The organism is Pseudomonas sp. SWRI179 (assembly GCF_014268705.1).
Lineage (GTDB): Bacteria > Pseudomonadota > Gammaproteobacteria > Pseudomonadales > Pseudomonadaceae > Aquipseudomonas > Aquipseudomonas zanjanensis.
In genome coordinates this window covers 1-25,508 of sequence record NZ_JABWRA010000071.1, presented here as the reverse complement: position 1 = coordinate 25,508, position 25,508 = coordinate 1, and the positions used below count along the sequence as shown (strand labels likewise).

The 25,508-nt window shown below is 62.4% G+C and carries 20 protein-coding genes; 10 read left to right on the top strand and 10 right to left on the bottom strand.

What is annotated here, in order from left to right; translation table 11 throughout:
* Positions 1–507: 507 nt before the first annotated feature.
* Complete coding sequence (locus tag HU767_RS26255; protein WP_186730864.1) at positions 508–4,683, bottom strand: DUF5801 repeats-in-toxin domain-containing protein; 4,176 nt, start codon at positions 4,681–4,683, stop codon at positions 508–510.
* Positions 4,684–4,990: 307 nt separating this feature from the next.
* Here HU767_RS26255 and HU767_RS26250 point away from each other — a divergent pair, with 307 nt between their 5' ends.
* Positions 4,991–5,755, top strand: coding sequence for an SDR family oxidoreductase (locus tag HU767_RS26250; RefSeq protein WP_186730863.1), 765 nt, complete (start codon positions 4,991–4,993; stop codon positions 5,753–5,755).
* A gap of 231 nt (positions 5,756–5,986) precedes the next feature.
* Here HU767_RS26250 and HU767_RS26245 read toward each other — a convergent pair whose 3' ends face one another.
* Positions 5,987–6,790 (bottom strand): AraC family transcriptional regulator, encoded by an 804-nt coding sequence (locus tag HU767_RS26245; RefSeq protein WP_186730862.1) that lies wholly within the window; start codon positions 6,788–6,790, stop codon positions 5,987–5,989.
* Positions 6,791–6,883: 93 nt separating this feature from the next.
* Between HU767_RS26245 and HU767_RS26240 the strand changes: the two genes are divergently transcribed.
* Together HU767_RS26240 and HU767_RS26235 are read left to right on the top strand one after the other, a co-directional pair.
* Positions 6,884–7,840, top strand: coding sequence for a threonine dehydratase (locus HU767_RS26240; RefSeq protein ID WP_186730861.1), 957 nt, complete (start codon positions 6,884–6,886; stop codon positions 7,838–7,840).
* Between the two features lie 273 nt (positions 7,841–8,113).
* Positions 8,114–9,052 carry an ABC transporter substrate-binding protein gene (locus tag HU767_RS26235; protein ID WP_186730860.1) on the top strand — a complete coding sequence of 313 codons (939 nt, stop codon included), beginning with the start codon at positions 8,114–8,116 and terminating at the stop codon, positions 9,050–9,052.
* A 316-nt stretch (positions 9,053–9,368) separates the two neighbouring features.
* Here HU767_RS26235 and HU767_RS26230 read toward each other — a convergent pair whose 3' ends face one another.
* Positions 9,369–10,856, bottom strand: a complete 1,488-nt coding sequence (locus tag HU767_RS26230; protein ID WP_186730859.1) for an aldehyde dehydrogenase family protein — start codon at positions 10,854–10,856, stop codon at positions 9,369–9,371.
* Positions 10,857–11,064: 208 nt separating this feature from the next.
* On the opposite strand from HU767_RS26230, the gene HU767_RS29120 reads away from it, so the two are divergent.
* Positions 11,065–12,024 carry a methyl-accepting chemotaxis protein gene (locus HU767_RS29120; RefSeq protein ID WP_186730858.1) on the top strand — a complete coding sequence of 320 codons (960 nt, stop codon included), beginning with the start codon at positions 11,065–11,067 and terminating at the stop codon, positions 12,022–12,024.
* Between the two features lie 101 nt (positions 12,025–12,125).
* Here the strand turns inward: HU767_RS29120 and HU767_RS26220 are convergent, their stop codons facing one another.
* Entirely contained in the window at positions 12,126–13,454 is a 1,329-nt protein-coding gene (locus HU767_RS26220) for an alginate export family protein (protein ID WP_186730857.1), read from the bottom strand.
* Between the two features lie 292 nt (positions 13,455–13,746).
* On the opposite strand from HU767_RS26220, the gene HU767_RS26215 reads away from it, so the two are divergent.
* The 3 genes from HU767_RS26215 (at position 13,747) to feaR (ending at position 16,897) form a co-directional block, all read left to right on the top strand.
* Positions 13,747–15,246: an APC family permease gene (locus tag HU767_RS26215; RefSeq protein ID WP_186707399.1), complete on the top strand. Its 1,500-nt coding sequence runs from the start codon at positions 13,747–13,749 to the stop codon at positions 15,244–15,246.
* Positions 15,191–15,811: a DUF3156 family protein gene (locus tag HU767_RS26210; RefSeq protein WP_186707400.1), complete on the top strand. Its 621-nt coding sequence runs from the start codon at positions 15,191–15,193 to the stop codon at positions 15,809–15,811. Before HU767_RS26215 ends, HU767_RS26210 begins: the two co-directional genes overlap by 56 nt.
* Positions 15,812–15,934: 123 nt before the next feature.
* On the top strand, positions 15,935–16,897 hold the full coding sequence (gene feaR / locus HU767_RS26205; RefSeq protein ID WP_186707401.1) for a transcriptional regulator FeaR: 963 nt from the start codon (positions 15,935–15,937) through the stop codon (positions 16,895–16,897).
* A 180-nt stretch (positions 16,898–17,077) separates the two neighbouring features.
* Here feaR and HU767_RS26200 read toward each other — a convergent pair whose 3' ends face one another.
* The 6 genes from HU767_RS26200 to HU767_RS26175 all read right to left on the bottom strand — a co-directional run bounded on the left by HU767_RS26200 (position 17,078) and on the right by HU767_RS26175 (position 22,099).
* Positions 17,078–17,845, bottom strand: a complete 768-nt coding sequence (locus HU767_RS26200) for an SDR family oxidoreductase (RefSeq protein ID WP_186707402.1) — start codon at positions 17,843–17,845, stop codon at positions 17,078–17,080.
* Entirely contained in the window at positions 17,838–18,638 is an 801-nt protein-coding gene (locus tag HU767_RS26195) for an SDR family oxidoreductase (protein ID WP_186730856.1), read from the bottom strand. Before HU767_RS26195 ends, HU767_RS26200 begins: the two co-directional genes overlap by 8 nt.
* Positions 18,631–19,452 (bottom strand): molybdenum cofactor biosynthesis F family protein, encoded by an 822-nt coding sequence (locus tag HU767_RS26190; RefSeq protein WP_186730855.1) that lies wholly within the window; start codon positions 19,450–19,452, stop codon positions 18,631–18,633. Before HU767_RS26190 ends, HU767_RS26195 begins: the two co-directional genes overlap by 8 nt.
* 78 nt (positions 19,453–19,530) lie before the next feature.
* Complete coding sequence (locus HU767_RS26185) at positions 19,531–20,190, bottom strand: helix-turn-helix transcriptional regulator (protein ID WP_186707405.1); 660 nt, start codon at positions 20,188–20,190, stop codon at positions 19,531–19,533.
* Between the two features lie 51 nt (positions 20,191–20,241).
* The gene (locus tag HU767_RS26180; protein WP_046065473.1) at positions 20,242–20,607 is read right to left on the bottom strand and encodes a cupin domain-containing protein; all 366 of its coding nucleotides are present in this window, start codon (positions 20,605–20,607) and stop codon (positions 20,242–20,244) included.
* Positions 20,608–20,800: 193 nt separating this feature from the next.
* On the bottom strand, positions 20,801–22,099 hold the full coding sequence (locus HU767_RS26175) for an FAD-binding oxidoreductase (protein WP_186730854.1): 1,299 nt from the start codon (positions 22,097–22,099) through the stop codon (positions 20,801–20,803).
* 311 nt (positions 22,100–22,410) lie between these two features.
* On the opposite strand from HU767_RS26175, the gene HU767_RS26170 reads away from it, so the two are divergent.
* The 3 genes from HU767_RS26170 to hpaR all read left to right on the top strand — a co-directional run bounded on the left by HU767_RS26170 (position 22,411) and on the right by hpaR (position 25,307).
* Positions 22,411–23,580: a p-hydroxyphenylacetate 3-hydroxylase oxygenase component gene (locus HU767_RS26170; protein ID WP_186730853.1), complete on the top strand. Its 1,170-nt coding sequence runs from the start codon at positions 22,411–22,413 to the stop codon at positions 23,578–23,580.
* Between the two features lie 57 nt (positions 23,581–23,637).
* Complete coding sequence (locus HU767_RS26165) at positions 23,638–24,579, top strand: p-hydroxyphenylacetate 3-hydroxylase reductase component (protein WP_186730852.1); 942 nt, start codon at positions 23,638–23,640, stop codon at positions 24,577–24,579.
* A 305-nt stretch (positions 24,580–24,884) separates the two neighbouring features.
* Entirely contained in the window at positions 24,885–25,307 is a 423-nt protein-coding gene (hpaR, locus tag HU767_RS26160; protein ID WP_186730851.1) for a homoprotocatechuate degradation operon regulator HpaR, read from the top strand.
* The last annotated feature ends 201 nt before the right edge of the window (positions 25,308–25,508 follow it).

Sequence of the window (25,508 nt, the reverse complement as noted above, 5' to 3'; positions counted from 1 at the left end):
TTGTCTCTATCGTCGATCCAGGCCGAAGCATTCTTTATCGGCGCTTGGGTGAAAGGAGGAGGGGCGAAATCTCCCACGGTCTGTACTGCGCTAACAGTCAGAATCGAGCCTTGTCCCTCCTCCTCCCTTCAAGTCCTACCATACAAGCGAGCCTGCTCGCGAAGGCGGCGGCACAGGCGCCATTGCTGCAAACTGACCCACCGCCATCGCGAGCAAGCTCGGCTCCCACAGGGATCTGCGGTGGACACAAATTTCATAAACGACCAAAAACCGGTGTGGGAGCGAGCTTGCTCGCGAAGACGGCGGCACAGGCGCCATTGCTGCAAACTGACCCACCTTCATCGCGAGCAAGCCCGCTCCCACACTGGATTTTCAGAGGGGAAAAATTATGTTCGACACAGATTCTTCTGGAGGGTGAGTAGATTTCGTAGTGAACAGGAAAAGGCCTGAAAAACGAGGCGAGGAGGGTTTCCAGGCCCTCCTCGCATCTTTCACGCGCGCGATGCTTCAGGCGTTGCCGAAGACCACGTCGCTGCCCAGCAGATCGACGCCCACCAAGGTAATGGTCGTGATTTGCCCGCCAGTCTCGGCGACTGTCACGATGCTGTCTGCGCCATTGTTGTCGATCGATTGGATGACGGCACCCTGGTCACCATTGAGCACCAGCGTGTCTCGCAGGTTTTGACTCACATCAAAGCCCGCAACCTGGTACAGGTTCTCGGTGAAGGTCAGGTCGATGTTGAAGGCATCCCGCTCACCGCCCGTGCCCACCAACGTGTAGTCGAAGAGCGCATCGGCGGTGTTGTTGGCGAACAGGTTGGCGTCGAACGCACTGGTCGCGGTATCGCCATCCTTGTCTGTCAGCGTCGCGTTGAACGACAGTTGCACATCGCTGGCCAGGTTCTCGGTTTCCTGGATGAACTGGATGACCGGAATCTTGATCGCCCCACGGCCCATCGTGAGCTGAACGGCATCGATCATCGCCGTGCCCTCGCGCTCGACCTCGAAGGACACCTGGCCGCCAGTCTCGGGCGTCAGGGTGTTGACCTCGGTGAGGTTGGAAAACGTGCCGTCTTCGTAGTAGATCCGGAAATACAGATCTTCGGTCGCGGTGTTGTAGCCGGCCACCGAGTTGTCGATGAAGATTTTCATGCCCGTCACCAGGCTCTCCGGGTTGATGACGAAGCTTTCATCGGCAGCGCCGATCGCCGCCAGATTGTCCCCTTGCAGCAGGTTGTTGCCGACCCCGATGCCGGACGTGCTGACGTTCATGGCTGTCGGGTCGATGTAGGACGGCAGGGGCGTGGTTTGCAGCGTGGCCTCGGTGGGGTCGGGGGCGCCGAGTCCGATACCGGCGAGGATATCCGTGGTCGAGGCGAGTGCCTTCGCTGAGAAGAACACGATTTCCTCGGACGCCGAAGGAATGGCCGGATTGTTGGTCTCAGGGATCAACAAGGTACGCACCGGATCAGGGCCGCCGGCATCGAGGGAACCGTCGGCACTGCTGCGCACGAGGGTGGAGCTGAAGCCTTGCACCAGGTCCAGGGCATAGCTGCCATTGGCGTAGGCAGTCAGCGTGTAGTCGACGCTGGTGTCGGCGGTGGTGGCGTTGTTGTCGAAGTCGCCGGTCAGTGTCCCGGCAAAATGGTACGCACCGTCGCCGTCTGGCGAGGGCGCCTGTTCGGTGAGCGTGCCGGTTCCGGTGGTGGTCGTATCGTCGGGCCGGACCAGGGTGAACTGGCCATTGACCAACGTGATGTCCAGGCCCGTTGCACCCAGCCCATCGGCCCCGGCCGATTGATCCCAGAAACCGTATTGTGGCAGCACGCTGCCGGTGCCGATCAGGTTGCCGAACGCGACCGAAGGGCCGTCGTCCTCGAACACCAGGTTCTGGCCGATGTTAAGCGTCGCCTGGAGGCTGTCGCCGTCCTTGTCGGTCTTGGTCGCGATCAACGTGATCAGATTGTCCGCCAGGCTCGTCGCGTCATCGGGATTGGTGGCGTCGGGGTGTACCAGCGCTCGGATCTGGTCGAGGGTGACATCGCCATTCGTGGCCACGCTGACGGTGAACACCAGCAGATTGGTGGTGGCCGTGCGACCTTCCACCGTTGTGCCGTTGGACGAGAGGTTGATCGCCTCGCCGGTGGCCGTGTCGATGAGCCCGGAAGCACCCGCCACCACGCCGAGGCTGTAGGTCAGCGTGCCGGCATCGTCGGCGCCGTAGGCGGAGACGAAGTTGGCGGCGAAGTTTTGCATGGCGTTGGTCGCCAATACCGTCTCGTCCACCGTCAGCGTTGGCTCGGTGCCGGTGGTGCTGATGCTCGGCCCATCATCCTCGAAGACCAGGTTCTGGCCGATGTTAAGTGTGGCCTGGACACTGTCACCGTCCTTGTCGGACTTGGTCGCGGTCAGCGTGACCAGGTTGTCCAAGGTCAGGCTCTTGGCGTCGTCGGGATTGGTGGTGTCGGGGTGCACCACGGCGCGGATCTGGTCCAGGGTGACATCGCCATTGGTGGCGACGCTGACGGTGAACACCAGGAGGTTGGTGGTGGCCGTGCGACCTTCTACCGTTGTGCCGCTGAGCGAGAGGTTGACCAGCTCACCCGTGGCCGTGTCGGTCAGGCCGGAGGCGCCGGCCACCATGCCGAGGGCATAGGTCAGCGTGCCGGCTCCGTCAGCACCGTAGGCGGAGGTGAAGTTGGCGGCGAAGTTCTGCGTGGCATTGGTGCCCAGCAGCGTCTCGTCCACGGTCAGGGTGGGCTCGGTTCCGGTGGTACTGATGCTTGGCCCGTCATCCTCGAAGACCAGGTTCTGGCCGATGTCGAGTGTGGCTTGAACGCTGTCGCCGTCCCTGTCGGTCTTGGTCGCGGTCAGCGTGACCAGGTTGTCCAAGGTCAGGCTCTGGGCGTCGTCGGGATTGGTCGTGTCGGGATGCACCACGGCGCGGAGTTGGTCGAGGGTGACATCGCCATTGGTGGCGACGCTGACGGTGAACACCAACAGGTTGGTCGTGGCGGTGCGACCTTCCACTGTTGTGCCATTGAGCGAGAGGTTGACCACCTCACCCGTGGCCGTGTCGGTCAGTCCGGAATCACCGGCCACCATGCCGAGGGCATAGGTCAGCGTGCCGGCACCGTCGGTGCCGTAGGCGGAGGTGAAGTTGGCGGCGAAGTTCTGCGTGGCATCGCTGCCCAACAGCGTCTCGTCCACGGTCAGGGTGGGCTCGGTGCCGGTAGTGCCGATGCTTGGCCCATCGTCTTCGAAAACCATCTGGGAGCCGATCTCGGTCTTCGTAACAGACGCCTGGACCAGGGTGAAGCCGCCGATATCAAAGTCGGCGTGGTTGGTGCCCTTGGCGTCGAGGGCCGCGCCGTTCTCGATGAGTACGCGGTTGTGGTCTGACGTGGTGGTGTATTCGATCTGGTAGCCGGCCTTGACGCCGGTGATGGTGGCCACCCCGGAGGCGAAGCTGATGACGATGCCCGGATCATTGGCAGAGCCGTCCGAGTTCTCGATGACCACCCCGGTGTTGATGTTGGTGACCCGGACATTGCTGATCGCCACCGAGGTGTCACCGGTGTAGCCGTTGACGAAATTCACCCCGGATTCTGCGGCGGTGCTGAACGCGCTGATTTTTACCACGGCCGTCTTGCCAGCCTGCAACTGCACGACATCGAAGTTGGCCATCTTCGTATCGAAGACGTCGGTGAAGTCGATGTTGGATTCCACGTCCGCTTCGTTCTGGTCCAGGTTGGGGATGGTCACATCCTGCCTGGCACCGGTGACGAAGGTGAAACGGATGCCTTCCTGTTCCACGATCATTTGGTTATTGGTACCGAAGGTTGTCGGCCCGCCGGCCTGGCTGGTGTTGATCGTGTCACCGGTGGTGATATTGACGCCGCTGGATTGGTCGGCCGGGTTCTTGCCGGTGGCGATGATGGTGGGTTCGGCGATGCGCAGGACACCGTCCACCAGTTCCGTCGTCGGATTCGCCGTGGTGAACATCAGGAACAGGTTCTGGCCGGAGGGCGCATTGGCCAGGCTGAACTGCAGGTCCTGGCTCGCGCCGATGAAGACTTTGTCCAGCAGGTTGACGGCATCGTCGGGGTTGGTATTGACCGGGTGCTGGAGCGGTTCGTAGAGCACGGTCCAGACCTTGCCGCCGGTGGCGGTTTCCTCTATGTACGCGGCGAAGACAATTGCACCGGCGGGCCCGCCGGCCCGGCCGAGGACGATGTTGTCGTTGGTGTCGGTGTACAGCAGGATGCTGGTGCCGTTGAGCGTATCCAACCCGCTGTCCACACCGTCGAGCGGCGCACCGGTGCTGTCGACGAAGCTGATATTGGTAATGCTTGCGCCAGGCGCGACGTTGATCGTGAACGCATCGCTGCCGGTGTCCCCGACGGCGCCGGTATAGCCGCTCAAGGCGGCGCCCGTCGCGGTTCCTGTCCCAAGGGCAGTCAGGCGACTGGCGAAGGTCAGGGGCAGGGACGCGACCAGGATGTCGTTGTCATCCGCATCTGTTGCCGCGCCCGGCGTGGCGGTGCCGTTCTGCAAGCCGGCGGTTTCATCCAGCGTCACATTGACGCCGGTTGCCACGACGCCCAGGCCGGTGCTGGCGGTTGCCGTGTATAGCGAGGCTGGATCGCTCAGCAGTGCTGAGTCTTGCTCGCGAATAGTCATGAGTTTCTCCAGAGCATGCGGTCATCAAGGCCTGACCGTTGACCATTGACCGCAACTATGGGGAAGCGCAGGGCAATTGGGCATCGGCTGATACTCCCAGGCGGGGTGGGAGTTTCGGCCTATGCCGCGTAGGGGCCATGGGCGTGAGCCGGCGAGGATAGATTCGCGCAAGACTGCGACAGTCCCAGCAAGCCTGCGAAAGCCCGGCATCCGCCGATGGGAGACAGTGAAGCCGTCGATAACGACAGCGCCCATGGGCGCCGGGCCGGCGAATGTCTCGTCTGCCCGCTCACGCAGGAGAGCGATCATGACCGATATCCAACCCACTGTTCCCCACGAAGTCGAAGGCAAGGTTGCGCTGGTCACCGGCGCTGCCAGTGGCATCGGCAGGGCTGTCGCATTGCTGTTGCATGCCCGCGGCGCCAAGGTGGTGGCTGAAGACATCAACCCCGCCGTCCATGAGTTGGCCCGCCCGGGCCTGGTGCCGCTGGAGGCCGACATCACCGCGGATGGCGCCGCCGAGCGCGCCGTCGGCCTGGCCGTCGAGCAGTTCGGCCGGCTGGACATCCTGGTCAACAACGCCGGGATCATCATCAACAAGTTGGTGATCGACATGACGCGCCAGGACTGGGAACGCCTCCAGGCGGTCAACGCCACCGCCGCCTTCCTGCACTCACGCGAAGCGGTCAAGGCGATGATGCCCAACAAGTCGGGGGCCATCGTCAACATTGCCTCCTACGCGTCCTATTTTGCCTTCCCGACCATTGCCGCCTACACCGCCTCCAAGGGTGCCCTGGCGCAACTGACGCGCACCTTGGCGCTGGAAGTCATCGAGCAGGGTATTCGTGTCAATGCCATCGGGGTTGGCGATGTGGTCACCAACATCCTCAATGACGTGGTCGAGGACGGTCCGGCGTTCCTCGCCCAGCACGGTGAAGCTGCGCCCATCGGTCGGGCTGCACAGCCGCAGGAAATTGCCGAGGTGGTGGCGTTCCTGGCCTCGGACCGTGCGAGTTTTGTGGTCGGTGCGGTGGTCATGGCGGACGGCGGCATGACCGTCACCGCTGGTTAGTCGGGCATCGTGCTGCGCACGCGCATGACTTGAAGCGAACGCGGTCACCTTGTGGGAGCGGGCTTGCTCGCGAAAGCGGTGGGTCAGTTGGTGAAGATGTTGGATGTAACGCCGTCTTCGCGAGCAAGCCCGCTCCCACAGTGGTTTCGAGGCGTTCCAGGGATCGGAATCCACCGCCGACCTTTGTGGGAGCGAGCCTGCTCGCGATAACGGTGTATCAGGCCCGAACAACTACCTGCGCAACTGTGCCGGACTGATGCCAAGGCGTTGCTTGAACAGCGTGGTCATGTGCGCCTGGGAGTTGAAGCCACAGGTGTGTGCGATGTCGGTCAGCCGGGCGGTTGAGTCACGCATCAGCGCCCGTGCCTTGGCGAGGCGCCGGTCGATCAGGTAGCTGTGCGGGCTTTTGCCAGTCGCCTGCTTGAACGCCCGCATGAAATAACCCTCGGACAAGCCAAGCAGCCCCGCCATGGCCTGGACCCCCACCGGGCTGTCGAGACTGACGTCGATGAAGTCGTCGAGCAGGCGCATCCGGCTGTCCGTGATGGAGCCTTGAGGGCGTGGTGAAAACGCTTTGTGGTCGATCACGCGTTCAGCCAAACCGAGCGCCCAGGCTTCCCAATCGTCCTCTGCGGTGGCACGCAACAGCGCGCTGCGCATTCTCAACGCAAGGGTGATGGCCTGCGGGTCAATGCGATTGTTGAATGCATGCGTCCCCGGTAACGCCATACCGTCGGTACGCACGACGCGCAGGTATTCACCGCCAGCGGGAGATTCGGAGAACACGTCGCACCCGACGGGAACGAATGCCAGGCCGTTGGGCAACGCGTCAAACGGCCGGACCCGGTCGCTGCCGATGGCGTGCAGGCCGCGTTGGCTGTCGAAGGCAAAGCCGATGGCTGACTGGGCCGCGACATAGCGAGTGGCGTAGGCGCAGCCGGGCAGCAATTCGATCGCCCAGGGACCGGCCTCGATACGACGGACCGGTTCAGGTGGGGGCGGCGGTTGGCGGTTTCGCGAGCTCATGGACTGCATAGTAGTGAAGAGCGGGCCCGAAAGTCAGGTCAGTTTTCTGAAAGCCCGTCGATGGCGCGCTGATTAGACTGGGCAAAAACCTGGAGGCCCACCATGCACACACTGACCCGCGACGACATTGAACAGGCTGCCCGCCATCTCTATCAATTCATGCCCGCCACTGCCCAATACGCCTGGCCGTTGCTGGCTGAACGGTTGGGTTGCACCGTGTGGGTCAAGCATGAGAATCACACCCCGACCGGGGCCTTCAAGGCGCGCGGTGGCCTGACCTTCGTGCATTGGCTCAAGCGCGAACACCCGGAGGCAAAAGGCATCGTCACGGCGACGCGCGGCAATCACGGCCAGAGCCTGGCGCTGGCGGCCACTGCCTTGGGTTTGAAAGCGTTGATTGTCGTGCCGCAAGGTAACTCGGTGGAGAAGAACAACGCCATGCGTGGCTTTGGCGGCGAGGTGGTCGAGTATGGCCGCGATTTCGATGAGGCCCGCGAAGAGGCCTTACGCTTGGCCCACGCCCAGGGACTCTACCTGGTGCCGCCGTTTCATCCCGAATTGGTCAAGGGCGTGGCGACCTACGGGCTTGAGCTGTTCCAGGCGGTGCCGGACCTGGATACGGTCTACGTGCCGATAGGCTGCGGATCGGGGATTTGCGCAGTCATCGCCGCCCGCGATGCCTTGGGCCTGGAAACCCGCGTGGTGGGCGTCGTGTCCACCGAGGCCGACGCGGCGAAGTCGTCCTTTGAAACGGGAAGACTTTGCGAAACCCCTTCGGCCAATACCTTTGCCGACGGACTGGCCGTGCGCAAACCCATTCCCGAGGCCTTGGCCATCTACGGTGCCGCTGCGGCGCGGATCGTAGCGGTCAGCGACGCTGAAATTGCCGAGGCCATGCGGGTGTATTACACCGACACCCACAACCTCGCCGAAGGTGCGGGCGCCGCGGCCTTGGCGGCGCTCATGCAGGAGCGTGAAGCGATGCAGGGGAAAAAGGTGGCGGTGATTCTGACCGGGGGGAATATCGACCGGCCAGTGTATGCGAGGTTGATCGGTTGAGCCGGCGCGGTGGGCACTTCAGGACTCAGCTTAGATCGATTATTTCTTACGGTTATTGATATAGCTTTGGAGGGTATATCGATGACCGAAGAATCGAAGCGCTCGCCTGGGAAATGTGGCTTCAAGGAGATGTTACCCAACCAACAGTCTGTTGCGGCATTGTTGCACCCTGGACACTGGCTGCTTTGTGGCGATGAGCTTATGCGTTAAAAGAATTTCTAGTGGGGATTATAAGAGCGTTATGTTCTATGAAATCCATTCAGGAATGCCTTCATGAAGTTCTTCCGTTCTCTGCTCCTCAGCACATTGTTCGCCGCACCGTTGTCCCAGGCCAGCGAGCCGTTGGTCCTGCACGTCGGCGACCAGAACTATTACAACGTGCGGGCCTCGGTGGAGGCTTCGGGTGTGCTTGAGGGCGCTCCCTACCGCGTCGACTGGAAACATTTCCAGGCCGCCGCGCCCCTGGCCGAGGCACTGAATACCGGCGACCTGGACCTGGGTTTCCTCGGCGATTCGGGGTTCCTGTTCCTGGCTGCCAAACAGGCTCCGGTGAAACTGATCGGTGTTTCGCGGCAGAACCCGGACACCATCGCGCTGCTGGTGCCCAAGGACTCACCGGTCAAGACCATCGCCGACCTCAAGGGCAAGAAGGTCGCCTATTGGCCAGGCGCCTGGAGCCAGCAACTGACCCTACGTGCCCTGGAGCAGGCCGGCCTGCCGGAGCACCATGTGGACTTCATCAAGCTGATGCCGATCGACGCGGCGGCGGCCTTGCCCCAGGGCAGCATTGATGCTTTTCCGGTGTGGGAACCCTACATCTCGCAGCAGATCCTGTTCTCCGGCGCCCGGCCGATCCTGACGGCGAAAAACCTCATGCCCGGCCTCAGCGCCATTGCCGCTTCGACACCGGCCATCGACAACAAGCGCGAAGCCATTGCCGACTTCCTCGGGCGGGTGAAGCAGGCCCGTGCCTGGGTCGACACCCACACCGACGCATACGCGGACCTGTGGGCGAAAAAGGCCAACCTCGACCAGAACGTCTCGCGCCATTGGTTGCGCCAGGCTCACATGAGCATCGGCCCGGTGGACCGACAGGCCGCCGCCGACCTGCAAAGCACGGCGGACTTCCTGTTCAAGGTCAAGGCGCTGCCGGCCCCGCTGACCACCGCCGGGATTATCGACACGTCCTTCAACCAGGCCTTGGGCGAATAACTCGCGCGAACACGTTTCCTGACTCACCCGCAGGCCCCGTGGGAGCGGGCTTGCTCGCGAAGGCTTTCGGTCAGTCGGTATCATCATTGACTGACAGTCCGCTATCGCGAGCAAGCTCAGCTCCCACAGGGGGTTCGTGGTGAACCCCGGATTTGTGCAACCCCATTACCCAGTGGGAGCGGGCTTGCTCGCGAAGGCTTTCGGTCAGTCGGTATCATCATTGACTGACAGTCCGCTATCGCGAGCAAGCTCAGCTCCCACAATGTATGTGTGGTGAATGAGGCTCTGGGGCAGTGTCCCAGAGCCCTTTTGTCGCTCAGTAGCGGATCATCACCGATTTCAGTTCGGTGTAGTCATCGATGAATGCACTGCCAAATTCACGGCCCATCCCGGAAGATTTGCTGCCGCCAAATGGCACGGCCGGGTCGAGCAGGGTGTGCATGTTCACCCATACGGTGCCGGCTTCGATGGCGGGAACCATGCGCATGGCCTTGCCCAGGTCGTTGGTCCAGAGGCTGGCGCTGAGGCCGTAGGGCGTGTCGTTCATCAGTTCCAGCAGTTCTTCCTCAGTGTCGTAAGGAAAAAAAGTGGCGATCGGGCCGAAGGTCTCTTCGTTGAGCAGGCTGTCGTCGCGGCGGTTGGCGAGGATGATGGTCGGCTCGACGTAGCAACCCGGCCCCTCGATCAGCTTGCCGCCATGGACGATGGTGTTGTTCTGTGCGCGGGCCTTGGCGAAGAATTCCGCCAGTTTGTGCTGGTGCTGGTGGTTGGTCACCGGGCCGAATTCGGTGCGTTCGTCCAGGGGCGAGCCAATGGTGAGTTTACTCAAGCGCTGGGCCAGTTTGTCCATGATCGACTCGATCTGCGAGCGATGGACGAAGAACCGTTCCGCCGCCGCGCAGATTTGTCCCGAATGCAGGAAGCCCGCCTCGATGATGCCGTTGACCGCCACCTCGGGATCGATATCACGCAGGAACCCCGCGGCATTCTTCCCGCCCAGTTCCAAGGTCGCACGGGTCAACCCGGCGCCCATGGCCGCCTGGCCCACCGCCAGGCCGGTGGGCACGGAACCGGTGAATGACACCTTATTGGTCCCAGGATGCTCGATCAGTCCTTTGCCCACCTGGCCGCCACCGGTCAATACGTTCAGGGCACCGGCCGGCAGCCCGGCTTCCATGGCCAGTTCAGCGATGCGCAGGATGGTCAGCGGGGTGAACTCGCTGGGCTTGATGATGATGCTGCAGCCGGTGACCAGGGCCGAGGCCAGTTTCCAGATGGCGATCATGGTGGAAAAATTCCACGGTACGATACCGACCACCACCCCGACCGGTTCACGCAAGGTGAACGCGGTGTAGCGTTCCCCGGCGAAGGACGGCAACGAGGGGGTGATCGTCTCGCCACCGATCTTGGTCGCCCAGCCGGCGTAGTAACGCAGGAAGTGCGCGGCCTGGTCGACTTCGAAGGCCCGGGAGATGTGGATGATCTTCCCCGACTGGCAGGTTTCGATCTGCGCCAGTTCTTCGCGGTTGCGCTCCAACAGGTCCGCCAACTTGAGCAGCACATGGCCGCGAACCGCTGGCGCGGTTTGCGACCATTGCTTGAAACCGCGACGGGACGAATCCACCGCCGCATCGATGTCGCCGGGGGCGGCGTCGCTGACCTGGGCGATGACTTGGCCGGTGGCGGGGTTGACGACGTCCAACGTCTGGCGGCTCTGGCTTTCGACGTAGCCACCGTCGATGAACAGGGCGTGATGTCTAGCGAGGAAGGCTTCGACCTGAGGCAGCAGGGCAATATCGCTCATGAGGGTTTCCTGATCGCGAACAAGGGAAAGCCCGAGGGTAATCCCGGCGCCACCGCCCGGCTTGACTGTGCCTGCCGCGCGGTATGTCTGTGGCTGCCAGCCCGAGCGATTGGCAGCCAGGAGCAAGGTCCTGTGCAGCCAGGGACAAGCCAGCCTGGCCGGTTTGCGATCAGATTCGGTTTTGACTTGATGGGCAAAGGGGCGGGCGATGTTTCTCCAGACCAACAAACAGAAATTGGCGTTGATTGCCCAGGTGCAGCGTGTGCTGGCCGGTGAAAGGCAGACCACGCCGATGCTCGATGCGTATCCGCCACTGCGGACGGTCCTTGAACAGTATGCGGGGCAAATGGCGAGCGTCGCCGCGCGGTTGCACCAGGCCGAGGCACAAGTGCAAGCGCAAACCTTGCGCTGGCAGCAAAGCGAGCATGAGTTGCACCTGGCTCGCCAGCAACTGGAGCAAGCCCGCGAGCGTGAGCAGGTGCTTGAACATCGTTTGGGCGAATACAACCAGCAGCTACAGCAACATCGCCAGGACACGCAGATCTGGGAGCTGTTGCAGTCGACCCTGACGGAAGGCTGCTGGGACATTACCGTGGTCGACGGCGATCTCCAGCACCCGGCCAGTGGCATGCGTTTTTCCAGTCAGTTCCGTGCGCTGCTGGGGTACGGTCCTGGCGACCTGCCCGATGGCTGGGATGCCCAGGTCGGCATCACCCACCCGGATGACCTGCCGAAGATCATGGCCATTTTCGACCGCGAGATTCTCGGTTCCCAGGGCAGCGGCGAATACGTCTTCGAATACCGCATGCGTCACAAGAGCCGGGATTACATCTGGTGCCGCGAACGCGGTCGGGCGGTACGTGACCCCCATGGGCAACTGGTGCGGGTCATCGGTGCGGTGCGTGATATCAGCGATGAGCGCTCGGCCCAGTCCACCCACCAGCGCATGCTGGAACAGAACCAGGTGACCTACGCCCAGATTGCCACGGTGGTGGGGGTGATCAAGGGCATTGCCGACCAGACCAATCTGCTCGCCTTGAACGCCGCGATCGAAGCGGCCAGGGCCGGAGATGTCGGGCGCGGTTTCTCGGTGGTGGCCGATGAGGTGCGCAAGCTGGCGCAAAGCACCCGGCAGGCAACCCATCAGATCCAGACCATGTTGCAGTAGGAGCTGACGAGTGCAACGAGGCTGCGATCTTTCCCCAGACACTTGAATCTCAAGCGAAAGATCAAAAGATCGCATCTTCGGCAGCTCCTAAGGTCGGTCGTCTAGAACGGAACCGCCACCACCAACTGGCTGTAGACGTTGGTGCCGTTGCCGCCCACCTGATTGCCCCCGTTGTCCGCAGCCTTCTCAGGCTTGTACAAACCCACCAGCGGCGTGACGATCAAGTGTTCATTCACCGCCCATTCCACGTACAGGTCCAGCTCCCGGGCATCAAGGTTCATCGCTTGGCGGCTGTGCAGGGTCTGGTAGTCGAAGAACAGCGCGCCAAGGGTCACGTTTTCCGCCGGCTTGAGCTTGAGGCCGACGTGCTGGATGGCGGTGTTGCTGTTGAAGGGCCCGGCGTAGTTGCCCGCCACTTCACCCTGGAACCAGGTGCCGTAGCCACGGTTCTGGCCGTTGAACATCGAGTCCCAATCCTTGGAATAGCGGCTGTAGCGATAGGTCAGGTCCGGCGTCCAGGGCAGGTCGGCGAAGGTGTAGCCGGCTTCGGCGTACCAGGCTTTCTCCGGGCCCGCGTCCTTGTCCTGCCAGGCGTACTCGAAGGAGAAATGGGCATTTTCGATGCCGGCATTGCCGGCGCCACGCAGGCTGTAGATGTCCATGCCGTCGCGCTGTTTCTGGAAGTCGCTGGCGTAGCGGTCGTCGACATCGAGGCCATGGATATAGGTCAGCCCCACGGTGCCCGGTGCGGCGGTGTATTCCAGGGTGCCGGCGGCCATTTCGGTGTTGGCCTGGGCGCGGTTGTTGGACTTGATCCACATCAGGCTGCCATGCACGCCGTCCTTGCCGCCCAGGCGCACGACGGCGGTTTCGTCGAAGGCATGCCGGGCCGCCAGGTAATAGGCGCCGCCGCGGTTGAGTTCGCCATCGGCCACGCCTTTGCCCAGGTTCAGGCCGTCGTCATTGATGATGAAACCGTCGCCGAGGGTAATCACTTGGCGGCCGTAGGACAGGTCGACACCGTCCTTGCCCAATGCCGGGAACAAGTCCCCCGAGCGCCAGCCGGCAAAGGCTTCGTCGAACTGGGTGGTGCGTTCGGAGCCATCGCTCAGGCCGGCCGCATCGCCATCGCCCCAAGTGCCGGAGCTGACCAGGTTGGCCGTCCCGTAGACACTGCCCAGGCCGCCGAGTGTCTGGTCGATACTCAGGCCATACTTGATGAAGCCTTCGCGCCAGCTCGAACCACCGGTGGTGCCGTCATAGTTCTTGCGGCTGTTGAACAGTCCGTAGACCGCCAGGAAGTTACCGGTGACGGTGGTGTCTTCGTCGGCGTAAAGCTCATAGGCCTGGGCCGATGAGTCGGCGACCAGCAGGGCGATGCCCAAACCGATGGCGTTGCGCAGCAAAGGTGTACGGCGTGTGTGCTCCATGGTGGATTCCCCAGTGTGATAGGACAGCAGAGCGCGCATTAAAGGGAGCGGCACCCGGGGAAGTCTTTCACCTGCCTGCCAAGGAGTTGACCCAGGCCGCCAGCGTGGCGGTGTTGGCAGGCAGCAACAAAACCACCGGCAGACATGGGCAAGACGCCTGGGGCGGGGCGGCGCAGAGTAAGGCTGCACGCAACGCCGTTTCGATCAGGGACCGGTTGGGGAAGGCATGATCGCCGGGTCCTGGACGGCTGTGGCATCCATACTAAAAATGCGCTTTCGAGGACCTTGCACCATGTCGATCAATGACAGGCTCACCGAGCACTTGAACCGGGGTTCGGTGGGTTTTCCCACCGCGTTGGCCAGCACCATTGGCCTGATCATGGCAAGCCCCGTGATTCTCACCGCGACCATGGGCTTTGGCATCGGCGGCAGCGCCTTTGCCATGGCGATGCTGATCGCCGTGGTGATGATGCTGGCCCAGGCGACGACGTTCGCCGAGGCCGCGTCGATTCTTCCCACCACCGGCTCGGTCTATGACTACATCAACTGTGGCATGGGCCGTTTCTTCGCGATTACCGGCACCTTGTCGGCCTATCTGATAGTCCATGTGTTCGCCGGCACCGCCGAGACCATCCTGGCCGGGGTCATGGCCCTGGTGAACTTCGAGCACCTCAACACCCTGGCCGAATCGGCGGGCGGTTCCTGGTTGCTGGGCGTGGGCTTCGTGGTGGTGTTTGGCGTGCTCAATGCGTTCGGCGTCAGCGCCTTTGGCCGGGCGGAGATCATCCTGACATTCGGCATGTGGACCACCCTGATGGTGTTCGGCGTGTTGGGCCTGATCGCCGCGCCGGCGGTGGAGCTGGAGGGCTGGTTCGGCGCCTCCGTGGTGGGCACCGATCTGGTCACGGTGTTGTCGTTGGTGGGCATGGCCATGTTCATGTTCGTCGGCTGCGAATTCGTCACGCCCCTGGCGCCGGACCTGCGCAATTCCGCCCGGAGCATGCCCCGGGCGATGATGCTGGGCTTGTTCAGCGTCGCCACCTGCATGTTCATCTACGGTGCGGCAATGAAGCGCCAGGTGGAAAACGTGCTGCTCGATGCCACCAGCGGCGTGCATCTGCTGGACACCCCCATGGCGATTCCACGGTTCGCCGAACAGGTCATGGGCGATATCGGCCCGATGTGGCTGGGCATCGGCTTTCTGTTCGCCGGTGCGGCGACCATCAACACCTTGATGGCGGGCGTGCCACGGATTCTCTACGGCATGGCGGTGGACGGCGCATTGCCGAAGGTCTTCACTTATTTGCATCCTCGCTTCAAGACACCGCTGTTGTGCATCCTGGTGGCGATGCTGATTCCTTGCCTGCATGCGTGGTGGCTGGGCGGCAATCCCGACAACATCATGCACCTGGTGTTGGCGGCGGTGTGCGCCTGGAGTTTTGCCTACCTGTTGGTGACCGTGTCGGTGGTCAGCCTGCGGATTCGTCGCCCTGATCTGCCACGGGCCTATCGCTCACCGTGGTTCCCGTTGCCGCAGATCCTGTCCAGTGTCGGCATCCTGCTGGGCATGTGGTTTATCACGCCGCCCGGCATGAATCCGGCGGACATCTACGTGCCCTTCGCGGTGATGCTCGGCGGCACCGCGGCGTACGCCTTGTTCTGGACCCTGGTGGTGCAGAAGGTCAATCCATTCAAGCCAGCGTCGGTGGAAGACGTGCTGGCCAAGGAGTTTTCCCATGAGCCAGGGCAACCTGCGGGCGAGTTTGTCGACCCTGCTGCAAAAGCTGTCTGAGGTATTCAGCGCCCAGCGCGCCCCGGCCGGGTATCGGCCCGGGGTGACCTTGGAACATGTGCGGCGCAACCTCGCATTGGCGCGATTCGAGCTCACAGCCCCGACCGTCGCCACGGCAGTCACCGACGACGGCAGCTTGCAGTTGGAAATTGTCGAGCGCACCGAATCGCAGTTGTTGATGCACCTGGTGATGACCGAATTCGTGCTACGCCTGCCTGCTTCCCGAGAGGGCACGGCGCGCCTGGAATTGCACCACGGCGGGGCTGTCCGGCGCAGTGGCATTCGTTGCCGGCAGCGGGACGGGCGCAGTGGCCTGGCGGCCATGCTACAGGCGGCCGTGGAGAAGGACCGCGTGTTGTATCAGGCCCTCATGCCGCTGGATTTCAAGCGGCTGCGCATCGATCTGCAGGGCCGCCAGTGGTGCGTGCGCCTGGAACACATGGGCGGTAGCGAAGTGGTCAATCGCATGCCGGCCTTTCGTCGCTATATCCCGTTGAGCCGCGAGCAGCGCGGCGTCCTGCTGGCGACCTTGAGCGGCCTGCAGCGGGTATTGGCAACGCTCTGATTCTGTTGTGCTGTCCTGGCATTATTCCTGCTACTGCTCTGGCGATCAGGTACTTGTTGCGCGCATATAGATAACATGTTAACTATTGCCGCACAAAAACAAAAAGCCACTGCGGAGAATGCCATGAGCATGCAACAGGTTGGGCAGGACGGTCTGGACACCTGGAACCGGGATCTGCGGGCGACTTGCGGCCACTTCGATACCGAGCTGGCCTTCAATCGCGCGCTGTTCATTGGTGAAGTGTCGAATTTTCATCGGGGAGGCCTTGCCCTCGCCAACCTGCGGACCAACGCCGGTAACATCAAGCGTCACTCCCCCAACGCCGATCATGATGATGACCAGGATTGCCTCCTGGTCAGCCAGCGCAGCGGCTACTGCCGCATTACCCAGAACGGCCGGAGCATCCAGTTGGCGCCCGGTGAATTGTTGTTGATGGATTCGGCAGGCGCGCTTGAGATCACCCCGTTCGGCCTGATCGAGCACGCGGTGCTGTCCTTGTCTCGCCAGGACGTGTCGCGGCAACTGGGCGGGGAAACCAAGACCTTTGGCAAGGTTTCGTCCAGCAAGGCGTGTGGGCGGATGCTGCATGTATTGATGGATCAACTGTGCAAGGACACACCCGACGGCGAGGGCGCGGCGGGCGAGGGTGAAGCCTTGCACAGTGCCTTCGTTTCTCTGTTGGGCTCGGCGCTGGAACAGGGTAGCGATGGCCGTGACGAAGGGGTGGCGTTGCAGGGCAGCCATTTGCGCAGCTATGTCCAGAAGGTCATCGACGAATCACTTACCCAGCCAGGCCTCAGCCCCGTGGGACTGGCCAATCGGCTGAATATTTCGGTGCGGCATCTGTATCGTTTGTTTGAAGAACAGGATGACAGCGTGTGTCGCTACATCCAGCGAGCCCGGCTCAAGCGCAGCGCCGATGACCTGATCAACCCGTTCCTGCGGGACGAGTCCATTACCTCGATCGCCTACAAGTGGGGCTTCACCGATTCGGCGCATTTCAGCCGTTCGTTCAAGAAGCAGTTCGAGCAGTCGCCCAAGGCGTTTCGTTCCAGTCGTTTGCAGGTGGGCCAGGGTGTGGCTTGAGTGGATATATCCAATAGCTTTGCAGTCTGAACCAGCGCTTTCGCGAGCAAGCCCGCTCCCACAAAGGGATTTGTGATGAGCATGATTTTTGGATGACATTGGAAAGTGTGGGAGCGGGCTTGCTCGCGAAGGCGGTGTTACATTCACCACCATCGTCAGCAAGGCACCGCTCCCGTAGGTTCAAACCTCCGGCAAAGTCGAACCCCCATCCACCACCAACGTCTGCCCAGTCACATAGCCAGCCAGGCTCGACGCCAGGAACAACATGGCCCCGGCGATGTCGCTCGGTTGGCCCAAACGACCCAGCGGTACTCGGCGGGCGATGTCCTGGTTGACCTCGTCGTCGCCCAGGTTGGCCATGGCCGGTGTGGCGATCATGCCCGGTTCAACCCCGTTGACGCGGACATTCTCGGCCGCCAGTTCCAGCGCGGCGTTGCGAATGAAACCATTGACCCCGGCCTTGGAGGCCGCGTAGTGGCTGAGCCCCGGATACGCCACCCGCGGGCCGGTGACCGAGGAGGTCACCAGCACGCAGCCCCGGCCCTGGCGCCGGAACATCGGCAATGCGGCCTGGGTCAGCCAGAACAGCGCCGACAGGTTCACCGCCAGCGTTCGTTGCAGTATCGCCGGGGTGATCTCGGCGAACGGCGTCAGCGGGAAATACCCGGCGTTGTGCACCAGGATGTCCAGCCGCCCCAAGCGTTGTTCCAGCGCGGTCATCATGTCGAAGATCGCCGTTGCGTCGGCCAGGTCAACCGCCACCGCTTGCACCTGACAGCCCACGGCGGTCAATTCGCCGGCCACTGCTTCGGCCCGGGCCAAGCCCAGGTCGGCAATCACCACGCGAGCGCCGCGCAGGGCAAACGCTTCAACGATGGCCCGGCCAATACCTTGTGCGCCGCCCGTGACCAGTACGGTTTGGCCGCTGAAATCCAGATCGTCAGGCATCGCGGGCCTCCATCCGGCTGAAGGCCAGGGTCGGCACGTCGACGATGCTGGAGCCGCCATCGGCCACCAGCGTCGCCCCGGTGATGATCGACGCATCAGGCGAGGCCAGGAAACGGCAGACGTTGGCGATTTCCTCCGCGCTGGCCGGCCTGCGCAACGGCACGTCGGCGCAGACCCGGTCGTAGGCCTGCTGCAACGTTTCGCCATGGAACTGCATCAATGCCTGCATTTCTTCATCGGCCATGGGGGTGCGCACCCAGCCTGGGCAGACCGCATTGACCCGTACGCCGTGAGGCCCGTAATCCCTTGCCAGAGAGCGGTTGAGGCCGAGCAACGCATGCTTGGCGGTGGTGTAGCCGCACACGTGGGGGCCTGCCGCCAATGACGCGATGGAGGCGATCAGCACGATGTTGCCGGCGCTTTCCTGCAACAGAGGCAGGCACGCCCGGGCGCTGTAGAAAGCGCTGTCGAGATTGCTGCGCAGGGCGGCTTCCCAGGTCGATGGCTGAGTCTCGGTGGCGCTGCCCATGCCCAAGCCGCCGGCACAGGCCAGCAACACGTCGAGTCGGCCGTAACGCGCGTGAATCTGCTCGATGAAGCTGTCCCAGGTGCTCGGGCAGGCCGCATCGCCCACCAACACCAAGCCACCGATGTCCTCGGCGAGTGCTTCCAGGGGGTCGCGGCGGCGGCCGATCAGCACCAGGTTGGCGCCTTCGCCGGCATACAGCCGGGCGCAAGCGGCACCGATGCCGGTGCCGGCACCGGTGATCACCACGGTGCGTGAGTCAGGCATCGGGATACTCCGTCTGATTGAGCACTTGGCAGTAGGAACTGACCGGGAAATTGGAAAACTCATCGAACGCCGCGCCGGCGTAACCGAAGATCTTGCCGTCGCTGCGGTGCTGTTGCAGGTCGATCAGTACCAGGCCCAGGGTCGGGATGATCTTTTCCCGCCAGACGAAGAGGTATAACTGGTCGGCGATCTTGTAGGTGTCGCAGCGATCGGTGTCGCACAGGCCTTGTTCAACGCCCTTCAGGCACTGCCAGGCGTAGAACTGGTCGTTGAGGTAAATGTGTTCGTAGACTTCGCTCGGGCTGTAGCGATACAGGTTGCGCAGCCCCACCAGTTCGGTGGTCGGCGCGTGCGGGCACAGGCCAGGCTGCCAGGGACGATCGAGGCTGCCGTGGAGGAACTGCGCTTGAACCGAGGTCAGTGGCTTGCCGGCCAACGCGCGGAGGTAGAGGCCTTCGCCGGTCTGTTCCTGGCTGGGCATGCGGCCGATCACGGCGGTGAACGCGGCGTTGGCGGTATCGAGCACCAGGCTTATCGACGACGTCAGCTCGCCTTCGCGCTTGATGAAGTCCACCAGGTACAGGCCCGGGCGCACCGAAGTGGCCCGGTAGGGCGCGGTGCCGCTGGAGTGCCCATCGGCGGCGTTCCAGGTCAGGGTGTCCTGCTCGAAGCGATGCTCGATCTGCCAGCCATTGGCGAAATGCAGGGTGAAGGTCTTGCCGTCCAGGTCGGCCAGGTTGGGCAGGATGAAGGCCTCGGGGGCAAAGCCATCGGCCAGGGCGCCGACGGTGATCCAGTCTGAAGATGTGCTCATTGCAAGGCTCCGGTGGTTGAATTAACCACTCGGATCATGAGGCGCCGGGCAACGGCGGCCTATCAACCGAATGGTTGATCAGAGGAACAGCGCGCTGACCAACTCGGTGCGGCTGCTCACGCCGACTTTGCGGAAGAGGTGGATCAGGTGAGTCTTGATGGTCGGCAAACCCACCTCCAGTTCCCGGGCCAATTGTTTGTTGCTGACGCCTTGGCGCAGCAGCCAGGCGATCTGGCGCTCCTTGGGTGTCAGGTCGGCCAGCGCGTCCTCATGGGCCGGCAAATGGGCCACGGCCAGTTGCAGCAAGGCCTGCAACGCGCTGAGTTGGCTCAACTGCTGAGGGGTGAAGATGCCTTGCTCTGCGGTGCGCAGTAACGAAATAGCCGCTTGCGGCTGACCGTCGCGATGGGCAAAGACTTCCACCACGTCGACCACACCGTAGCGTTGCAGGAAGTCGCGATAACGATGGTTGTCACGCAGCGGTTGGCGGGCCATCGCCAGGCCCAACGGCACCACGGCCAGTTCGCTGGGCGCACAGCGGCGCGGGTGCAGCGGGTCGAACTGTCGGTAGTTGTCCAGGTAGTCGCGGTGCATCTCGCCGCTCATCCCATGGAGGCTGAAGTCATGGACTTGCAGGTGTCGATCCACGCAATAGAACGCCGCCCGGCTGACCGGGACCAGTTGGGTGAAGGCGTGCAGGCACTGGCCGGCGATGTCCTGGGTCGGGATGACGTTCATGGTCGCAACCTTCGCAAGTGGGCTGCCGGTGGGGCCGGCAGCCCTGTCCGGTCAGGCTACCGCGAAGTAGTGCTTGACGAAACTTTCGCTGACCACTTCCCACAGCACCGGCGTGCCCTTGGTCACGAACCAGCTGTCGCCGGCCTTGTAGCGGGTGCTCTGGCCGGTGGCCTCGTCGGTGAGGACCACTTCACCGGTGACCACGGTGGCTTGTTCGGCGAACGGGTAGACCATCCGGAACTTGCCTTGGGTGGTGCCGAAGTAGGCGCTGCTGACCGGGTCGGTGGGGGCGCCGAAGGTCATCTTGCCGAAGGCCTTGACCTCGCCTTCGAGAATCTGCGAGCCGAGATCGGCGACGGTGCCCCAGGCGTCCAGGTCGGACAGCTGGATGTCTTTTTCGAGGGTGATAAGGGGCATGGCAGTGACTCCTGATGATTGAAAAAAGAGGGTGTGTATGTCTAGTGCCGATCAGTGAAGCCGCTGGATTTGTGGGAGCGGGCTTGCTCGCGAAGACGGCGCAACGGTCGCCATCAATGCTGCCCGACCCACCGCTTTCGCGAGCAAGCCCGCTCCTACAGAGGTTTCGCATGGCTGACTGGCATCATGGCGGTCAGCGCCGGCCATTCCAGTAGCCCGACAGCTGATGCCAGGACTTGCCGGCCGTCAGCAGCAACGGACGAATGGCATCCTTGCCGATGATGGTCGGGCGGTGGATCGAGCTGACCAGGTCGTAGCGCGCCGAGCCTTCGCTCATGCCTTCGGCCAGTACCTTGCAGATGATGTGGCTCGGTGTGACGCCAAAGCCTGAGTACCCCTGGACAAAAAACGCGTTGCTGCGCCCGGGCAGGGTGCCGATCTGCGGGAACAGGTTCGGGCTGCAGGCCATCGGACCACCCCACGCCAGGTCGATCTTCACGTCCTTGAGGTACGGGAAGATCTTCAGCATCAGGCGCCGGTTCCAGGCCTTGAGATCCTGGGGGATGTGTTCCACCAACGGCGTTGCGGCACCGAACAGCAGGCGGTTTTCGTTGGTGACGCGGTAATAGTCGATCACCGGGCGAATGTCGCTGTAGGCGCCGCGAATCGGGCTGATGCGCTGGATCAGTTCGTCCGACAACGGCTCGGTCATCATCTGGAAGGCGTAGGTGTTGATGGTCGAGCGGTGCAGTTCCGGTTCCAGTTTGTTGAGGAAACTGTCGCAGGCCCAAAGCAGCTTGCTGGCCCTGACCGAGCCGCGCCCGGTGCGCACGGTGATGCGCTCGCCATAGCTGACTTCCAGGGCCGGGCTGTTCTCGAAAATCCGCACGCCGTGGCCGACCACCGCCTTGGCTTCACCCAGCAACAGGTTCAGCGAGTGCACATGTCCGCCGCCCATGTGCAGCAACGCGCTGCCGTAGGCTTTGGAACCGATGATCTGCTGCACGTCGGAGCCGCCAAGGAAGCGGATCTCGTGCTTGCTGTTGATCGACTTGAAATCTTTTTCCCAGGCCCGCAGGGTTTTTTCCTGGCGGGCGTTGAAACCCATGTAGCCGTAACCGTGGCAGAAATCGGCATCGATGGCGTACTTGGCGATGCGGTCCTTGATGATGTCGGCACCCAGGTCGCTGATCTCGAAGACTTGGCGCAAGCCGTCCTCACCCACGTCCTTCTTGATCTTTTCCAGGTCATGACCGATGCCGGCCATGATCTGCCCGCCGTTGCGCCCGGTGCCGCCGAACCCAAGGTAACGCGCCTCCAGCACCACGATGTTGGTGATGCCTTTTTCAGCAAGTTCCAGCGCAGTATTGATGCCGGAGAAACCACCGCCAATGATCACGACGTCGGCGTCCACGTCCTGTTCCAGCGTGGGGAAGCTGAGGTTGTATTTCTTGGTGGCCGTGTAATAGGTGGGCGTTTCGATAGTGATCATGACGCAACCTGACAAAGTGAAAGAGAACGCCGTTGCCACGCCTACGCAAGGCTTGGCAAGGGATGGCCCTATTAAGAGCCTTGGCAGGGCGCTTGTCTTGATCATCCGTGCCGGGGGATTTGACCGAGGGCGCCACGGAGGCCGAAGCCTGCCCCATGAAAAGTACAATCTTGGATCTGGAAGGTGCATTTTTCACCTTCCCGCGATTGCCCATACTGGACCGGCCTTAATCACTGATCCCGCTGTTTGTGCGCCCCGGGTTGCCGGGCAAAGGCGGGAACGGCAGACGCCAATAATAAAAGAGCCCGTCCATGAAAAAGCCAAACCCGCTGCTCGAAGACCTCAAGCCCCTCCTGCCGGCCATTGCCGCCAACGCCTTCCAAGCGGAGAAAGACCGTAGCGTGCCCGCCGAAAATATCGCCTTGCTCAAGAGCATCGGCATGCACCGGGCCTTCCAGCCCAAACCCTACGGTGGCCTGGAGATTTCCCTGCCGCAGTTCGCCGATTGCATCGCGCTGTTGGCCGGTGCCTGTGCCAGCACGGCCTGGGCCATGAGCCTGTTGTGCACCCACAGCCATCAGTTGGCAATGTTCCCGGCCAAGACCCAGGAGGAAGTCTGGGGTGATGACCCGGATGCCACCGCCAGCAGCAGCATTGCACCGTTTGGCCGCACCGAAGAGGCCGACGGCGGCGTGATGTTCAGCGGTGAAATGGGCTGGAGCAGCGGCTGCGATCATGCCGAATGGGCGATCGTGGGGTTTCGCCGCAAAAACGCCGAAGGCACCCAGGACTATTGCTTTGCGGTGCTGCCGCGCAGCGACTATGACATTCGCGATGACTGGTTCGCGGTGGGCATGCGCGGCAGTGGCAGCAAGACCTTGATCATCGACAACGCTTTCGTGCCGGAACACCGGATCCAGAAAGCCAAGGACATGATGGAAGGCAAGTCCGGTGGATTCGGCCTGTACCCGGACAGCAAGATTTTCTACTCGCCGTACCGGCCGTACTTCGCCAGTGGTTTCTCCACGGTCAGCCTGGGCGTGGCGGAGCGCATGCTGGAGGTCTTTCGCGAGAAAACCCGCAACCGCGTGCGGGCCTACACGGGCGCGGCCGTCGGTGCCGCCACCCCGGCATTGATGCGCCTGGCCGAGTCTACCCATCAGGTGGCGGCGGCCCGTGCTTTCCTGGAAAAAACCTGGCAGGAGCACGCCGAACACGGCGAGCGCCACGCGTACCCCAGCCGGGAAACCCTGGCGTTCTGGCGGACCAACCAGGGTTACGCCACCAAGATGTGCATCCAGGCCGTCGACCGCTTGATGGAGGCCGCCGGCGGCGGCGCCTGGTTCGAGAGCAACGAGTTGCAACGGCTGTTCCGCGACGCCCACCTGACCGGGGCCCATGCCTACACCGACTACGACGTCTGCGCGCAGATCCTCGGTCGTGAGCTGATGGGGCTCGATCCCGATCCTTCCATGGTTTGACCGCGTGTCCCTAGAACAATAATCGAGGCCGTCCCTTGAGGCGGCCGGGAGTCTTGCATGTCCAGTCTTTGTGATACCACTTTCGACACCCGCGCGTTCCGCCGGGCCCTGGGTAACTTTGCCACCGGCGTGACCGTGGTCACCGCCGCCACTGAAGATGGCCGCAAGGTCGGGGTGACGGCCAACAGTTTCAACTCGGTGTCCCTGGATCCACCGCTGATCCTGTGGAGCATCGATAAGCGCTCCAGCAGCCACGACGTGTTCGAGGCCGCCAGTCATTTCGCGGTGAACGTGTTGGCCGCCGACCAGATCGACCTGTCAAACAATTTCGCGCGACCTAAGGATGATCGCTTCGCTGAAATCGAATTCGAGGCCGGCGAAGGCGGTGCCCCGGTGTTTGTGGACTGCTCGGCGCGTTTTCACTGCGAAAAATTCCAGCAGGTCGATGGTGGCGATCACTGGATCATGATCGGCAAGGTCGTGGCCTTTGATGATTTCGGCCGTTCGCCGTTGCTCTACCACCAGGGCGCTTACTCGATGGTCTTGCCTCACACGCGCATGACCAAACGGGAGGAGGGCCAGTCCCCCAGCAGTCATTTTCAAGGCCGCTTGAGCCACAACCTGTATTACCTGATGACCCAGGCGCTGCGAGCCTACCAGGCCAGTTACCAGCCGCGTCAGTTGTCCACCGGCTTGCGCACCAGCGAAGCGCGGATGTTGATGGTGCTGGAGAACGACGCCGGGCTGAACCTGTGCGACCTGCAGCGGGAAGTGGCAATGCCGGTGCGCGAGATCGAAGAAGCCGTGGCCAACCTCAAGCGCAAGGGCCTGGTGAGCGATGAAGGCGAGCGGGTACGCCTGACGGTCAAGGGCATCGATGAGACTGAGGGGCTCTGGGCGATTGCCAAGGAACAGCAGGATAAGGTGTTCGGCCAGTTCAGCGAGGAACAGGTCGAGCATTTCAAGCAAGTGCTCAAGGGGGTGATCAAGGGCGCTTGAGCTCGCAGCGATACCGAGCGCTTCCCTGTGGCGAGGGAGCTTGCTCCCGCTGGGCCTGTAGGAGCTGTCGAGCGGAGCGAGGCTGCGATCTTTTTCCAGACATTTGAACCTCAAGCGAAAGATCAAAAGATCGTCCGAACGCGGCCCGAGCCTTCGCCAGCTCCTACAGAGCCCAGCGGGAGCAAGCTCCCTCGCCACAAGGGCCATCGCTTGATCCAGATTCTGTGAACGGAGCGTCCGGCATGGGTTGGAAGCTGTTAAGATTTAGTTAACTCATTAACTAAATCTTCTCGCGAACCTAATCCATGCCCCAGCCGCGCCAATCCTTGACCCTGACCCTGCTCCAGGCCCGCGAAGCGGCCATGGGTTTTTTCCGGCCTTCCCTCAACCAACACGGCTTGACCGAGCAGCAATGGCGGGTCATCCGTATCCTTAGCCAGCACGACGAGCTGGAAATCAATCGCCTGGCCGAACTGGCCTGCATCCTCAAGCCCAGCATGACCGGCGTATTGGTGCGCATGGAAACGGCGGGCATGGTGGTGCGGCGCAAGGCCGAACAGGATCAGCGACGGGTGCTGGTGCGCCTGGCGCCGCAAGGGCAGGCGAGCTTCGATTCGATGAGCCAGAGCATGGAAGCGAACTATCAGCGTTTGCAGGAAAAACTGGGGGAAGAAAAATTGCAGACGTTGCTGGGGTTGCTCAATGAGTTAAAGATGATCAGGCGCTGAGATCCGCAAGCGAACCCGCTTCTGTGGCGAGGGAGCTTGCTCCCGCTGGACTGCGCAGCAGGCCCAAAATCTTGAGTTTACTGCCGGATTCAAGGGGGCCGCTTCGCGGCCCAGCGGGAGCAAGCTCCCTCGCCACAGGGTATCCGGCAACGTCAGTCAGTACACGCCCCCAACCGCGGGCTTCGCTACGTCCTTGAACGT

Coding starts and splice junctions, on each gene's coding strand:
- HU767_RS26245 (WP_186730862.1), bottom strand. CDS start 6,790: ATGCAGTCCATGAGCTCGCGAAACCGCCAACCGCCGCCCCCACCTGAA.
- HU767_RS26170 (WP_186730853.1), top strand. CDS start 22,411: ATGAAAAAGCCAAACCCGCTGCTCGAAGACCTCAAGCCCCTCCTGCCG.
- HU767_RS26235 (WP_186730860.1), top strand. CDS start 8,114: ATGAAGTTCTTCCGTTCTCTGCTCCTCAGCACATTGTTCGCCGCACCG.
- feaR (WP_186707401.1), top strand. CDS start 15,935: ATGAGCATGCAACAGGTTGGGCAGGACGGTCTGGACACCTGGAACCGG.
- HU767_RS26220 (WP_186730857.1), bottom strand. CDS start 13,454: ATGGAGCACACACGCCGTACACCTTTGCTGCGCAACGCCATCGGTTTG.
- hpaR (WP_186730851.1), top strand. CDS start 24,885: ATGCCCCAGCCGCGCCAATCCTTGACCCTGACCCTGCTCCAGGCCCGC.
- HU767_RS26180 (WP_046065473.1), bottom strand. CDS start 20,607: ATGCCCCTTATCACCCTCGAAAAAGACATCCAGCTGTCCGACCTGGAC.
- HU767_RS26210 (WP_186707400.1), top strand. CDS start 15,191: ATGAGCCAGGGCAACCTGCGGGCGAGTTTGTCGACCCTGCTGCAAAAG.
- HU767_RS29120 (WP_186730858.1), top strand. CDS start 11,065: ATGTTTCTCCAGACCAACAAACAGAAATTGGCGTTGATTGCCCAGGTG.
- HU767_RS26185 (WP_186707405.1), bottom strand. CDS start 20,190: ATGAACGTCATCCCGACCCAGGACATCGCCGGCCAGTGCCTGCACGCC.
- HU767_RS26240 (WP_186730861.1), top strand. CDS start 6,884: ATGCACACACTGACCCGCGACGACATTGAACAGGCTGCCCGCCATCTC.
- HU767_RS26175 (WP_186730854.1), bottom strand. CDS start 22,099: ATGATCACTATCGAAACGCCCACCTATTACACGGCCACCAAGAAATAC.
- HU767_RS26165 (WP_186730852.1), top strand. CDS start 23,638: ATGTCCAGTCTTTGTGATACCACTTTCGACACCCGCGCGTTCCGCCGG.
- HU767_RS26200 (WP_186707402.1), bottom strand. CDS start 17,845: ATGCCTGACGATCTGGATTTCAGCGGCCAAACCGTACTGGTCACGGGC.
- HU767_RS26215 (WP_186707399.1), top strand. CDS start 13,747: ATGTCGATCAATGACAGGCTCACCGAGCACTTGAACCGGGGTTCGGTG.
- HU767_RS26230 (WP_186730859.1), bottom strand. CDS start 10,856: ATGAGCGATATTGCCCTGCTGCCTCAGGTCGAAGCCTTCCTCGCTAGA.
- HU767_RS26190 (WP_186730855.1), bottom strand. CDS start 19,452: ATGAGCACATCTTCAGACTGGATCACCGTCGGCGCCCTGGCCGATGGC.
- HU767_RS26255 (WP_186730864.1), bottom strand. CDS start 4,683: ATGACTATTCGCGAGCAAGACTCAGCACTGCTGAGCGATCCAGCCTCG.
- HU767_RS26195 (WP_186730856.1), bottom strand. CDS start 18,638: ATGCCTGACTCACGCACCGTGGTGATCACCGGTGCCGGCACCGGCATC.
- HU767_RS26250 (WP_186730863.1), top strand. CDS start 4,991: ATGACCGATATCCAACCCACTGTTCCCCACGAAGTCGAAGGCAAGGTT.